The sequence below is a fragment of the Kitasatospora sp. NPDC085464 genome (assembly GCF_044541955.1).
Classification (GTDB): Bacteria; Actinomycetota; Actinomycetes; order Streptomycetales; family Streptomycetaceae; genus Kitasatospora.
Genome location: NZ_JBITTM010000033.1, coordinates 30719 through 44057, shown reverse-complemented (window position 1 = coordinate 44057; position 13339 = coordinate 30719). Strand labels below are relative to the sequence as shown.

General features: G+C 74.4%; 11 protein-coding genes. 9 read left to right on the top strand and 2 right to left on the bottom strand.

What is annotated here, in order from left to right:
* Positions 1-31: 31 nt before the first annotated feature.
* The 9 genes from ACIGG8_RS27745 to ACIGG8_RS27705 all read left to right on the top strand — a co-directional run bounded on the left by ACIGG8_RS27745 (position 32) and on the right by ACIGG8_RS27705 (position 11932).
* The gene (locus ACIGG8_RS27745; protein WP_396551534.1) at positions 32-952 is read left to right on the top strand and encodes a glutamate ABC transporter substrate-binding protein; all 921 of its coding nucleotides are present in this window, start codon (positions 32-34) and stop codon (positions 950-952) included.
* Positions 953-1153: 201 nt separating this feature from the next.
* Positions 1154-2515 carry a hypothetical protein gene (locus ACIGG8_RS27740; RefSeq protein ID WP_396551533.1) on the top strand — a complete coding sequence of 454 codons (1362 nt, stop codon included), beginning with the start codon at positions 1154-1156 and terminating at the stop codon, positions 2513-2515.
* Positions 2516-2520: 5 nt separating this feature from the next.
* Positions 2521-5061 carry a tetratricopeptide repeat protein gene (locus tag ACIGG8_RS27735; protein WP_396551532.1) on the top strand — a complete coding sequence of 847 codons (2541 nt, stop codon included), beginning with the start codon at positions 2521-2523 and terminating at the stop codon, positions 5059-5061.
* 3 nt (positions 5062-5064) lie between these two features.
* Positions 5065-6390, top strand: a complete 1326-nt coding sequence (locus ACIGG8_RS27730) for a PP2C family protein-serine/threonine phosphatase (protein ID WP_396551531.1) — start codon at positions 5065-5067, stop codon at positions 6388-6390.
* Between the two features lie 116 nt (positions 6391-6506).
* Positions 6507-7862, top strand: a complete 1356-nt coding sequence (locus ACIGG8_RS27725; protein ID WP_396551530.1) for a VWA domain-containing protein — start codon at positions 6507-6509, stop codon at positions 7860-7862.
* Positions 7863-7935: 73 nt separating this feature from the next.
* Positions 7936-9192 carry an FHA domain-containing protein gene (locus tag ACIGG8_RS27720; protein ID WP_396551529.1) on the top strand — a complete coding sequence of 419 codons (1257 nt, stop codon included), beginning with the start codon at positions 7936-7938 and terminating at the stop codon, positions 9190-9192.
* 156 nt (positions 9193-9348) lie between these two features.
* Positions 9349-10266 (top strand): ABC transporter ATP-binding protein, encoded by a 918-nt coding sequence (locus ACIGG8_RS27715; RefSeq protein WP_350521489.1) that lies wholly within the window; start codon positions 9349-9351, stop codon positions 10264-10266.
* On the top strand, positions 10263-11408 hold the full coding sequence (locus tag ACIGG8_RS27710; protein WP_396551528.1) for an ABC transporter permease: 1146 nt from the start codon (positions 10263-10265) through the stop codon (positions 11406-11408). Before ACIGG8_RS27715 ends, ACIGG8_RS27710 begins: the two co-directional genes overlap by 4 nt.
* 119 nt (positions 11409-11527) lie before the next feature.
* Positions 11528-11932, top strand: coding sequence for a globin (locus ACIGG8_RS27705; RefSeq protein WP_350521491.1), 405 nt, complete (start codon positions 11528-11530; stop codon positions 11930-11932).
* Between the two features lie 141 nt (positions 11933-12073).
* Here ACIGG8_RS27705 and ACIGG8_RS27700 read toward each other — a convergent pair whose 3' ends face one another.
* Both ACIGG8_RS27700 and ACIGG8_RS27695 read right to left on the bottom strand, forming a co-directional pair.
* Positions 12074-12766, bottom strand: a complete 693-nt coding sequence (locus ACIGG8_RS27700; protein WP_396551527.1) for a hypothetical protein — start codon at positions 12764-12766, stop codon at positions 12074-12076.
* A 30-nt stretch (positions 12767-12796) separates the two neighbouring features.
* Positions 12797-13261, bottom strand: a complete 465-nt coding sequence (locus ACIGG8_RS27695; RefSeq protein ID WP_396551526.1) for an acyl-CoA thioesterase — start codon at positions 13259-13261, stop codon at positions 12797-12799.
* Positions 13262-13339: the final 78 nt, after the last annotated feature.

Below are 13339 nucleotides of genomic sequence, written 5' to 3'. Positions count from 1 at the left end.
CTCGTGGTCACGCACCAGGTCGGCCGCCGCCGTGGCGCTGCTGGCGGCCGGGGCCGCCGTGCTCGCCGGGGGCGGCCCGGTCGGCGCCGCACCGACCGCCGCGGCCGGCACCACCGCCGGGACCGCCGCCCAGCAGGGACAGCAGGCGCAGCAGGACCAGGCCGACTGCGACGTCTACAAGAGCGTGCCGGCGAGCACCGAGGACGGCCCCGCCGTGAAGGCCGTCAAGGCCAAGCGCAGCCTGGTCATAGGCGTCGACCAGAACAGCTACCGCTGGGGCGCCCGCAATCCGAACACCGGCCAGATCGAGGGCTTCGACATCGACCTCGCCCGGGCGATCGGCACCGCCGTCATGGGCGACCCGGACAAGGTGGTGCTCAAGCCGGTGGCGACCGCCGACCGGATCGACGCCATCAAGAAGGGCCGGGTCGACCTGATCGTCCGCACCATGACGATCAACTGCAAGCGGATGGAGGACGTCGCCTTCTCCAAGCCGTACTTCAACATCAGCCAGCGCGTCCTGGTGCCGAAGGCCTCCCCGGCGAAGAACATCGACGACGCGATCGACGGCAGGACGGTCTGCGCCGCCGACGGCTCCACCGCCCTGAACGTGGTCAAGGACAAGAAGACCGCCGGGCGGATCGTCACCGTGGAGAACCAGCTGGACTGCCTGGTGCTGATGCAGCTCGGCAAGGTCGACGCCACCATGACCGACAACGGCCTGGCGGCCGGTCAGGCCGCCCAGGACCAGACCGTGCGGATCGTGGACGGCGAGGCGCAGCCGGAGGTGATCGGCGTCGCCATGCTGAAGGAGAGCCCGGACCTGACCGCCCGGGTCAACCAGGTGCTGGCCGACTACTACGCGCGCGGCGACTGGGCCCGTTCGTACGAACACTGGCTCAAGCCGTACATGCTCAACGAGGCCGACCACTACTGGCCAGGCACGCACTGAGGCACCGCACCGGGGAACCGGCCGGACCGGCGGGCCGGGGCGTTGACGCCGTCTTGACGCCCCGCGCCCGTCCGGCCCGAACGGTCACCGGCTAGGGTTCGGGACGATCACCGCGGGGAGACCGGTGGTGGACACGGGGGTTGTCGCGGGACCGCACGTCACACGTGGCGGGATCGCGCGCGAGGAAGGAAGGACACCGCGGTGGCGGCATCGGCTGGCCCGGTACTGAGCCGGGAGGAGGTGGACCGCGCGCTGGCGCGCCTCGGCGCGGAGCGGGACGCGGTCGAGTCGGCCCTGCTCGCCCTGCAGGACCACCCAGGCCTGCGGCTGCTGGACGGCGCCGAGCTGACCGGGCGCACCCTGGAACGCTGGTCGGTCGCCGGGAAGGGCCTGCCGCTGCTCTGGGCGCTGTTCGACCGCTACTCCGAGGCGCTGGCCTCGGCGCGCGCCGTACGGGCCCGCAAGGCCAAGCCCGGCGCGCCCGAACTCGCCGAGCTGAGCGAGCTGTTGACCGGCGACGCGGTGACCGTCCCGGGCGGCGCGGTGCCGGACGGGCCGCAGCTGCTCGGCGCGCCCGCCAAGCTGGTCGAGCGGATCAGCCTGGACGCGCTGATGGCCCGGATGAACTCCTGGTACGCCACCGTGCTGGAGGTGGTCAGCGCCGCCGACGCGGTCTGGTCGGCGCTGCCGGCCCGGATCGACCTGCTGCTGGCCGAGCTCCACCGGGTGCGGACGCTGGCCGGCTCGCTCGGCGTGCGGGCCGGCAGCCACCCGCTGGGCGACGACCTGGCCGCGATCGAGAAGGACCTCGTCGAGCTGCGCACCGAGGTGCACGGGGACCCGCTGGCGCTGTGGCGCCCGGCCCGGGTGCCGGCCCAGCGCGGCACGGTGCCGGAGGAGTCGGCCTTCGCCGGCCCGGTCGGGGTGGTGGACACCGAGCGGTTCGACCGGGCCGGGCGGGCGCTGGACGGCGTCCGGCTGGAGCTGGAGGACCTGCTGCGGCTGCGCGACGAGGCCGAGGAGCGGCTGCAGGGTGTCGGCGACCTGCTCCAGCGGGCCGACGCCACCCTGGCCGAGGCCCGCCGGGCGCGCGGCGAGGTGCTGGCGAAGATAGCGGCCAGCGACGTCCCGGCGGTGCCCGGCCCGGCCTCGGCGCTGCGCGAGCGGATCGTCGCGGCGCTGGAGCTGCGCCAGGCCGGGCAGTGGGGCCGGCTGGCGCCGCTGCTGGACACGCTGGAGGACGCCGCCGCGAAGGAGTTGGCCCGGGCCCGGCAGTCGCTCACCGAGGTGACCCAGCCGCTGGCCGTCCGGGCCGAGCTGCGCGGCCGGCTGGACGCCTACAAGGCGATGGCGGCCCGGCTGAGGGTCTCCGAGGACCCGGAAGTGATCGAGCACTACGAGAAGGCGCGCTGGCTGCTGTGGAGCGCGCCGTGCGACCTGCGGGCGGCGGCGGCCGCGGTGGCCCGGTTCCAGCAGTCACTGCGGCCCGCCCAGGCCGAGGCGGCACAGGGTCAGGAAGCGACCGGCCAGGCGCCGGTCGACGGACAGGTTCAGGGGGGCTGAGGGTGATGGGCGAGACGTGCGTACGGCCGGAGTGCTCCGGCAGCGGCAGCATCGACGCCGACGGTTACTGCGACGAGTGCGGGCTGGCCCCGGCGGGGACCTCGACGGTCGCCCCGGCGGGAACGTCCGCGCCCGCCCCGGCGGGTGAGGGGGCGGCCTCGCCGCCGGACGCCGCCGGCCCCGGCTCGCCCTGCCCGCGGGACTGCTCGGGCACCATCGACGCGGACGGCTACTGCGACGAGTGCGGCCTCACGCCGCCCGCCGGCGACACCGGCGTCACCCAGCCCTACGTCCCGTCCGCGCGGGTCGGCGCGGACTCCGCCCGCAGCGGCTCGGTCCGCTCGCTGTCGGCCCGCACCGGCTCGGCCCGCTCGATGTCGGGCCGCTCCCGCTCGCACCGCTCGACCCGCACCGGCTCCAGCCGCTCGGTCTCGGTGCGCTCCACCCGCGGCAGCGTCAGCGCGGGCACCCGCAACCGGCTGGGCGCCGGTCTGGTCACCGTGCCGACGGTGGCGACGGCCGACCCGTCGCTGGCGGTGCTGGTCGATCCCGAGGTGCCCGAGCGCAAGCGCTACTGCGCCAAGTGCGAGGCGCCGGTGGGCCGGGAGAAGAACGGCCGCCCCGGCCGCCCGGAGGGCTTCTGCACCAAGTGCGGCACGCCGTACTCCTTCACGCCCAAGCTGCGCCGCGGCGACCTGGTCGGCGGGCAGTACGAGGTGGTCGGCTGCCTGGCGCACGGCGGCCTGGGCTGGATCTACCTGGCGATAGACCGCCGGGTCAACGACAAGTGGGTCGTCCTCAAGGGCCTGCTGAACACCGGCGACGAGGACGCGCTGGCCGCGGCCGTCGCCGAGCGGCGCTTCCTGGCCGAGGTGGACCACCCGAACATCGTCCGGATCATCAACTTCGCCGAGCACCCGGATCCGAGGTCCGGTTCCACCGACGGCTACATCGTCATGGAGTACGTCGGCGGCAAGTCGCTCAAGGACATCGCCAACGAGCGCCGCACCCCGGACAACCGGCGCGAGCCGCTGCCGGTGGAGGTGGCGATCGCGTACGCATTGGAGGCGCTGCCGGCGCTCGGGTACCTGCACAGCCGGGGCCTGATCTACTGCGACTTCAAGATCGACAACGTGATCCAGAGCGGCGACGCGCTCAAGATCATCGACATGGGCGCGGTCTGCCGGCTCGACCACGACGGCCCGATCTACGGCACCGTCGGCTACCAGGCGCCGGAGATCGCCACCCACGGCCCCTCCCCCGCCTCGGACCTGTACACCGTGGCCCGTACCCTCGCGGTGCTCACCTTCGACTTCCAGGGCTACAGCACCACCTTCCGCGACTCGCTGCCCGGCCCGGAGGACGTCGAGGCCTTCGCCCGGTACGAGTCCTACTACCGCCTGCTGGTCCGCGCCACCGACCCGGACCCGGCCCGCCGCTTCGCCTCCGCCGAGGAGATGGCCGACCAGCTGACCGGCGTGCTGCGGGAGATCCTGGCCCTCCAGAACGACCGCCCCTACCCCGCGCTGTCCACCCTGTTCGGCCCCGAACTGCGCGTCGTGGACACCGAACTGGTGCTGCCCACCGAGCAGGCCGGGCAGCTCCGGGTGGCCTCGCTGGACCCGGCCGCCGCCGCCCTCGCGCTGCCCATCCCCCGGGTCGACCCCGGGGACCCCAACGCCGGCTTCCTCGCCACCCTGCTCTCGCCCGACCCCGAGGAGGCGCTCGTCGCCCTGGCCGGCGCCCCCGCCGTCTCGGTCGAGAGCCGGCTGCGCGAGCTGCGCGCCCTGCTCGAACTCGGCCGCCACGACGACGCCGTGACCCGCCTCGACGCGCTGGAGCAGGACCACCCGGACGACTGGCGGGTGGTCTGGTACCGCGGCCTCACCGCCCTGGTGGGGGCCGCCGACGACGGTGGCGAGCCCTCCCTGCGGGCCGCCGCCGAGGCCTTCGACGCGGTCTACGACGCCTTCCCCGGCGAGGCCGCGCCCAAGCTGGCCCTCGCCATCTGCGCCGAACTGCTCGGCGACGGCGGCGACGCGGCCGAGTTCTACCGGCTGGTGTGGGCCACCGACCACGCCTACCTGAGCGCCGCCTTCGGGCTGGCCCGGGTCCGGCTGGGCGGGGACGACCGGACCGGCGCGGTCCACGTCCTGGAGTCGGTGCCGGCCACCTCCAGCCAGTACACCGCCGCCCGGATAGCCGCCGTCCGCGCCCGGCTGCGCGAGCGGCCCGCCACCGACGAGCTGGCGGCCGACCTCGGCGCGAGCTCGGCGCAGCTGACCGCGCTGCGGCTGGACGACCGCCGCCGCGAGGAGCTCTCCGTCGAGGTGCTCGGCGCTGCCCTCGGCTGGGTCGGCGCCGGGTCGGCGGGGGCCCCGCCGGCCGCCGGCCTGGAGGTACTGGGACGTCCCGTACAGGAACGGGAACTGCGATTCGCCCTGGAACAGTCCTACCGGGTACTCGCCCGGTTGGCCGACCGGGCCGAGACCAGGATCGAGATGGTGGAGCGGGCCAACCGTGCCCGTCCCAGGACGTGGGTGTAGCCGATGCCGCAGCAGACCGAGTGCCCGAGCTGTTCCGAGCCGATGGACCCGGAGGACGCCTACTGCGGCTCCTGCGGGGCCGACCGGGACGGCCGGACGGCCCCGGGCGCGATGCCCGCGGGCTGGGCCGCCGCCCGGGGTGAGGCCGTACCGCAGCAGCGCGGGCCGGTCTGCGTGCACTGCGGGCAGCCGCAGGTCACCGCGGACGGCTACTGCGAGGGCTGCGGCGGCGCCCAGCCGCGCCCGCGCGACCACATGGAGAAGGCCCTCGCCGGCGTCGCCGGGGTCAGCGACCGCGGCCTGCGCCACCACCGTAACGAGGACAGCTTCACTGTCGCCGCGAGTTCGCTGCCCGGCGGCGAGCCGGTCGTGGTCGCCGTGGTGTGCGACGGCGTCTCCTCCTCCGACCGGCCGGACGAGGCCTCGGCGACCGCCGTCGACGCCGCCTCCGAGTCGCTGCTGACCTCGCTGGAGGCCGGCCGGGACCCGAACGAGGCGATGCGCACGGCCATCGCCGACGCCGCCAAGGCCGTCGCCGACCTGGCGACCGACGGCGCCGGCCCGGTCCGCCCCGACCTCAACGCACCCGCCTGCACCTACGTCAGCGCGATAGCGGCAGGCGGCCGGGTCACCATCGGCTGGGTCGGCGACACCCGGGCGTACTGGATCCCGGACGACCGCGCCGCCGCCGAGCCGTTCCGGCTCACCCAGGACGACTCCTGGGCGGCCCGGATGGTCGAGGCCGGGCTGATGGGCGAGGCAGAGGCGTACGCCGACCCGCGCGCGCACGCCATCACCGGCTGGCTCGGCGCCGACGCCGAGGAGGTCGTGCCGCACACCCTCGAATTCACCCCGCACGTCCCCGGGGTGGTGCTGATCTGCACCGACGGCCTGTGGAACTACGCCGAGGCGGCCACCGACCTGGCCTACTACGTCCGGCCGGACGCCCGCACCGAGCCGCTCGCGACGGCGCAGACCCTGGTGAAGTTCGCGGTCGCCGCCGGCGGCCACGACAACATCACCGTCGCCGTGCTGCCGATCGACCCGCCGGCCGTCCGGGTCGAGGAGGTCGAGGAGACCCCCACGGCGCTGGACCTGCCCGTGATCACACCGCGACCGGCGCCGGAGGAGGACGAGGACCACGAACCGACCCTGCCGGACATCCCGGTGATCGGCTCGCCCGCCGCCCCGCTGCCCCCGGCACCGCCGGCCCCGCCCGCACCCCCGGCGGTTCCCCCGGCCGTTCCGCCGGCACCGCCCGCCGCGCCGGTCGCGCCGCCGGTGGCACCGCCCGTCCCGCCGCAACCGCCGCACCCGCCGACGGCCTGACCGGGCGTCCGCCGGACGCCCGGTCAGGACGGCGCCACGGTCCGCCGGCCCGGCCGACGGACCGCCCCACCGTCCTGATCGCATCCACCCCTCACCCGACGGGAGCCGACCGCCCCATGGCAACACTGGCTAAGCCGAACCTGCCCAGGTTCGACGTGGAGATCTTCCAGAACGAGTACCTGGCCGACGGCGCCCGCGAGGTCAACGCCATCGTCACCGTCACCGCGACCGGTGGCGGCACCTCCGGCGGTCGCCCGCTCGGGATCACCGACGCCGGGCCGGCCGGGGCCGGGGCCGGCGCCGCCGTGGTGATCCTGGTGGACTGCTCGGGCTCGATGGACTACCCCAAGACCAAGATCAACGGCGCCCGGGAGGCCACCGCCGCCGCCATCGACGCGCTGCGCGACGGCACCGCCTTCGCCGTGGTCGCCGGCACCCACGAGGCCAAGGACATCTACCCCGGCGACGGCACCCTGGCCACCGCCTCGCCCGGCACCCGCGAGCAGGCCAAGGCGGCGCTGCGCCGCCTCACCGCCGCCGGCGGCACCGCCATGGGCACCTGGCTCGCCAAGGCCGACAAGCTGTTCCTCACCCGCACCGACATCGCCATCCGGCACGCCATCCTGCTCACCGACGGCAACAACGAGCACGAGTCGGCCGAGGACCTGGCCCGCAACATCGAGCGGGTCACCGGACACTTCACCGCCGACTGCCGCGGCGTGGGCACCGACTGGCGGATCGACGAGCTGCGCAAGATCTCCTCGGCGCTGCTCGGCACCGTCGACATCGTCGCCGAGCCCTCGGGCCTGGCCGAGGACTTCCGCTCGATGATGACCGGCGCGATGGGCAAGCAGGTCGCCGACGTCTCGCTGCGGATCTGGACCCCGGCCAACGCCGCGGTCAAGTTCGTCAAGCAGGTCGCCCCCGCGGTCGAGGACCTGACCGCCCGCCGCGCCGAGGCCGGGCCCCGGGCCGGCGACTACCCCACCGGCTCCTGGGGCGACGAGAGCCGCGACTACCACGTCTGCGTCGAGGTCCCGGCCGCCTCCATCGGCAACGAGATGCTCGCCGCCCGGATCAGCCTGGTGCTGCCCCCGCAGGTCGGCGGCGGCACCCCCGAGGTGCTCAGCCAGGGCCTGGTCAAGGCGGTGTGGACGGACGACCTGGCGTCCTCCACCCGGATCAGCCCGCAGGTCGCCCACTACACCGGGCAGGCCGAGCTCGCCTCCTCCATCCAGGAGGGCCTGGAGGCCCACCGCGCCGGCGACGTCGACACCGCGACCGCCAAGCTGGGCGCCGCCGTCCGGATCGCACACGCGGCCGGGAACGAGGGCACCTACAAGCTGCTGCAGAAGGTGGTGGACGTGGTGGACCCGAAGGAGGGTACCGTTCGGTTCCGTAAGAACGTGAGCGAGGCCGACTCGATGACCCTTGAGACCCGGTCGACCAAGACGGTACGTGTGAAGAAGTGACCGCTGAAGACGTGACCGGGCCGGCACCCCGGCGCGACGCCGCACCCAGCCGGCCCGAAACGAGGGGGACCTGATGCCGATCTGCCCGAGGGGCCACGAGTCGCAGGCCGAGGACTGGTGCGACTTCTGCGGCTTCCCCATGACCCCGCCGGCCCCGACCCCGGGCGCCCACGGGGCCTACCCGGGGGCGCCCGGCGCCGACCCCGCGCCCGGCGCACCCGCCGGGCACCCGCAGCACGGCGGCGCGTCCTTCGGTGCGCCGCCGCTCCCGCCGCCGATGCCGCCGGGGGCCGTGCCCCCGCCGCCCGGGGCCTACCCGCCGCCGGGTGCCTACCCGCCGCCCGGGCCCACGGCCCCCGGCGCCTACCCCCCGCCCGGGGCGGTCCCGCCGCCCGCGGCGCCGCAGGGCCTCACCGAGGGCCTGGTGGTCTGCCCGATCTGCCGCAGCCCCCAGACCGGCCGGTTCTGCGAGGAGTGCGGCTACGACTACGACCTCTCCACCCCCTCGCGCCGCCAGCCCCCGGCCGTCGGCGCGCCCGCGCCCGGGCCGGCCCAGCCGCCGCCGCTGAACATCCCGGCGGCGTACGGCGGCGCCCCGCAGCAGCCGCAGGACCCGTACGGCCGGGCGCCGCACGAGCAGCCCCCGGCCGCCCCGCAGGCCGCCGTCGCCCCGCCCGTCCCGCACCAGCCGCAGACCCCGGCGCAGCCGCACACCTACGGCTACCCGCCCGCCGTCGGGCACGAGGTGCCCGCACCGGAGGGCGCGTTCCCCGAGGCCCCGGTGCGCGAGGACTCCGGCCCGGTGTACGCCCAGCCGGCCGGCCCCGGCCCGAACAACCGCGGCGGCGACTTCGGCACCTCGTTCCACCTGGCCCCGCCGCAGCAGGCCCAGCAGGAGGCCGCCCCCGCCGAGCCGGTGCGGACCACCTGGATCGCCGTGGTCTCGGCCGACCGGGACTACTTCACCGACATGATGGCCCGCAGCGGCCCCGAGGCGGCCGGCCTGTTCTTCCCGCCGTACTGCCCCGAGCGCCGGATCCCGCTGACCGGCCGCGGCCAGCTGCGGATCGGTCGGCGCAGCCAGCACCGGGGCACGGTGCCGGAGATCGACCTGTCCGTGCCGCCGGAGGACCCGGGCGCCTCGCACCAGCACGCGCTGCTCGCCGAACAGGCGGACGGCAGCTGGGTCCTGGTGGACCAGGACTCGACCAACGGCACCACGGTGAACGGCGGCGCGGAGCCGATCGCCCCGCACACCGCGGTGCCGCTGAACGACGGCGACCGGATCCACGTCGGCGCCTGGACGACCATCACGGTGCACCGCGCCTGACGCCTCCCTGAGGGTCCGTCAGCGACAACTCCGGCCGGGCCGGGCGGAATTCGACTCTCCGCCCGGCCCGGCCGTCGTTCCCCGTTCCTCAAAGGATCCGCAAATCCCGCTCCCCGGTGTGCACAGGGCTCTCCGGAACCCCTATTCTCAGGGCACATGACTGCAGCTATATCCGCCGACGGCATCCGTCAGCGGTACGGGGATGTGCAGGCCGTCGACGGGGTTTCCTTCACCGTCGAGGCCGGCGAGTTCTACGGGATCCTGGGCCCCAACGGCGCCGGGAAGACCACCACCATGGAGATCCTGGAAGGCGTCCGGGAACCGGACGAGGGCCGGGTCGAGCTGCTGGGGATGGCTCCCTGGCCGCGCAATCCGAAACTGCTGCCGCGCATCGGCGTGCAGTTCCAGGCCTCCGCCTTCTTCCGCAAACTGACGGCCCGGGAGACCATCCGCACCTTCGCGTCGTTCTACGGGGTCGGCCCCAAGCGGGCCGATGCGATGCTGGAGCGGGTCGGTCTGGCCGACAAGGCCGAGACCCTGACCGACCAGATGTCCGGCGGCCAGGCCCAGCGCCTGTCCATCGCCTGCGCACTGGCCCACGACCCGGAGCTCGTCTTCCTGGACGAGCCCACGACCGGTCTGGACCCGCAGGCCCGGCGCAACCTCTGGGACCTCCTGCGCGACATCAACGCCGAGGGCCGCACGGTCGTGCTCACCACGCACTACCTGGACGAGGCCGAGGTGCTCTGCGACCGGGTCTCGATCATGGACCACGGGAAGATCCTGCACACCGGTGCCCCGGCGGCGCTGATCCGCGAGATCGACGACACCGTCCGGATCAGCGTGGCCTCCGGACAGCTGCCGGTCGACCGGGCCCGCGAGCTGCTGACCGCGGCCGGCGCCGACATCGCCAACCTGGAGGACGACACCGTCTCGCTCTCCGTCTCCACCCGCCTTCCGGCCCCGGTGCTCAGCGTCCTGGCCGAGCAGAACGCGCTGCGCGGCCTCGAAGTGCGCGGCGCCACCCTGGAGGACGTCTTCCTCCAGCTGACCGGACGGGAGTTCCGCGCATGACCGCCACCACCCCGACCGAACCGAAGGTCCCCGCGCAGCGGGGCGGTCCGGTCTCCGCCGCCGGCGAGCGGGAGCGGGTCAGCGCGTTCTGGAGCCTGTCCCGCGCGATGCTGCTCGGCATGAAGCGCGACCGCACCGCGACCTTCTTCATCCTGCTCTTCCCGCTGGTGTTCCTGGTCTTCTTCGGCACCGTGACCAAGGGCTCCGGCAGCCCGCACGCCAAGGTGGCGCAGGTCGGCGCGGTGAAGCTGTTCGACTCGATGCAGGGCGACGCCCGGGCCGGGCTGAACGAGGTCCTCACGATCACCCGGACCGACGACGAGTCGGCCATGCTGGAGAAGGTCCGCAAGGGCGACTTCGACGCGATGATCGAGCAGGGCCCCGACGGCAAGGTCCAGCTGCGCTACAGCGCCGCCGACACCGTCCGGGCCGGCGCGCTCCAGGGCATCCTCAACTCGGTGGTCCAGAGCGCCAACCAGGCGGCCACCGGGCAGCCACCGGCCTACGTGCTGGACGCCCAGCAGGTCGAGGACAAGTCGCTCAAGCCGATCCAGTTCCTCACCCCCGGCCTGCTCGGCTGGGCCGTCGCCACCGGCGCGGTGTTCGGCGCCGCGCTGACGCTGGTCAACTGGCGCAAGACCAAGGTGCTGCGCCGGCTGCGGCTGGCCCCGATCAGCGCGGGCACGGTCGTCAGCTCCCGGGTCGTGGTCTCGCTGCTGACCGCGCTCCTGCAGAGCGCGGTCTTCCTGGTGGTCGCCACGAGCTTCTTCGGGCTCAAGCTCACCGGGAACTGGTGGCTGATCATCCCGCTGGTGGCCTGCGCGACGCTCGCCTTCATGTCGATCGGCCTGCTGGCCGGTTCGGTCGCCAAGACCGAGGAGGCGGCCAACGGCATCTCGCAGGTCATCGTGCTGCCGATGTCGTTCCTGTCCGGCTCGTTCTTCCCGCTGGACGGCGCTCCGGGCTGGCTGCAGGCCGTCTCCAAGGTGATGCCGCTGCACTACCTGGTCGAATCCGCCCAGTCGGTGCTGACCCGCGGCGGCGGCGTCATGGACGCCCTGCCGACCATGGGCGGACTGCTGCTCTTCGCGGCGGTGCTGACCGGCGTCGCCTGGAAGCTCTTCAAGTGGGAAGACGCCTGATGCGTCCGACCGTTCCGGCCGTCCACCGCTGACGGTCGAGCCCGACGGGGTCGTACGCCCCGGGACCCACGCCTTTGGTCCTGGTGTACGACCCCGTCGGCGTCTGCGACCATGGTCGGGTGAGAGAGATCCGGCGGGGCACGTTGAGCGAGGAGACCTTCTACGACCAGGTCGGCGGTGAGCCGACCTTCCGACGTCTGGCCCACCGGTTCTACGAGGGCATCGCCGAGGACGAGCTGTTGCGGCCGATGTACCCCGAGGACGACCTCGGCCCGGCCGAGGAGCGCATGGCGCTGTTCCTGATGCAGTACTGGGGCGGCCCGCGCACCTACAGCGACCGGCGCGGGCACCCGCGGTTGCGGATGCGGCACGCGCCGTTCAAGGTCGACCGCGCGGCCCACGACGCCTGGCTGAAGCACATGCGGGCGGCCGTCGCGAGCCTGGAACTGCCGGCCGACCACGAGCGGCAGTTGCTGGAGTACCTGGCCTACGCCGCGGCCTCGATGATCAACACCGAGGGCTGAGCCACCCCGACGGGCCGGCGGGCTGATGGCCGCGCCGGCCTGTTGGCCTGCTTGGCCGTTGGCCCATTGACCCACTGGCCCACTGGCCCACTGGCCCATTTGCCCGTTGGTCCGCCGGGCTGGTGGCCGGCCGACTCCGCGCTAGCCGATCGGGCTCAGCCCGAGACCCGCGCCCGGCGCGGCCACGGTACGCACCGCCACCGAGCCTGCCGGGGCGCTCAACCGCAGCCAGCCGCCCGCCCGGTGCACGGACACCGGGGCGCCGGGCTTCAGGAAGCCCATCACGTACGCGGCGTGCACCGCCCGCAGCGGCAGCTCCGGCAGCGCGGACACCGGGCGGGACCAGATCTCGTCGGCCAGCGCGTCCAGCACCGCACGGGTGCGGTGGTGCGCCGGCACGGCCTCGCTGCGCTCGCGGAACTCCCCCACCCCGGCCATGAGTTCGGGGTAGACCTCGGCCACCGGCGGGGCTCCGACCGGCCGCCAGCCGGTGCGCGGCGGCAGCAGCCCGGCCCAGGCCGGGCCGGTCACCGGCGCGGGCAGCGCGACGGTGCCCTCCTCGGCGTCCACGCCGTCCAGCAGCTGTCCCGCCGAGACGGTCAGGTCCACGGGCTCGTCGAGGCCGCCCAGCCGCGCGGTGCGGATCGCCAGCGCGCCCGAACCGCCCAGCGGCAGCCGTCCGAAGACCGCCAGCACGCCGTCCTCGGCGCCCGGCCCCACCGCCTGCAGGCGGACGGCCGCCGCCTTGTCGAAGCGCAGCAGGCGCAGCAGGAAGGCGGAGAGGTCGGCGGCCTCCCCGGCGTCGGTCAGGGCGAGGCGGGCGGTGACGGTCAACGCAGCTCAGCTCGAATCATCACGTGGCGGTCAGACGGCGGCGGGAACGGCCGCGGCCTTTTCGTCGGCGGCGGCCCCGTCCATGAAGCGGCCGAGGAACTCCCGCTCCACGGGCGAGATCCGGCGCGGCCGGCCCTCGGCCAGGTCGTAGGGGACCACCACGGTGGACGCCCGGACGTACACGACGTCGGTGCCGTCCTCGGCGACGTCCTTGATCTCGTACGAGACGGTCAGCGAGGCGCCGCCGATCTTCGTCACCCAGGTCTCGATGGTGACCGGGTGCGGCCGGTGCACCAGCGGGCGCTTGTAGTCGATCTCGTGGCGCGCCACCACCGAGCCGCCCGCGAACTCCCCGGCGCCGGCCGCGGCGGCCTGGGTGAACATGAAGTCGATCCGGGCCTCCTCCAGGTAGCGCAGGAAGACCACGTTGTTGACGTGTCCGAAGGCGTCCATGTCGGACCAGCGCAGTGGGCAGGCGTAGATGTGGCGGGCCACGGGTGTTCTCCTCGGTTCCGGTCGCCCGCCGCCGTCCCCTCGGAGGCGACGGGCGGTGGCGACGGGCCGCGGCCCGGC

Bases quoted from the DNA above. Each gene is read 5' to 3' on its own strand.
- ACIGG8_RS27735 (WP_396551532.1), top strand. From the start codon at position 2,521: ATGGGCGAGACGTGCGTACGGCCGGAGTGCTCCGGCAGCGGCAGCATC.
- ACIGG8_RS27730 (WP_396551531.1), top strand. From the start codon at position 5,065: ATGCCGCAGCAGACCGAGTGCCCGAGCTGTTCCGAGCCGATGGACCCG.
- ACIGG8_RS27725 (WP_396551530.1), top strand. From the start codon at position 6,507: ATGGCAACACTGGCTAAGCCGAACCTGCCCAGGTTCGACGTGGAGATC.
- ACIGG8_RS27720 (WP_396551529.1), top strand. From the start codon at position 7,936: ATGCCGATCTGCCCGAGGGGCCACGAGTCGCAGGCCGAGGACTGGTGC.
- ACIGG8_RS27715 (WP_350521489.1), top strand. From the start codon at position 9,349: ATGACTGCAGCTATATCCGCCGACGGCATCCGTCAGCGGTACGGGGAT.
- ACIGG8_RS27710 (WP_396551528.1), top strand. From the start codon at position 10,263: ATGACCGCCACCACCCCGACCGAACCGAAGGTCCCCGCGCAGCGGGGC.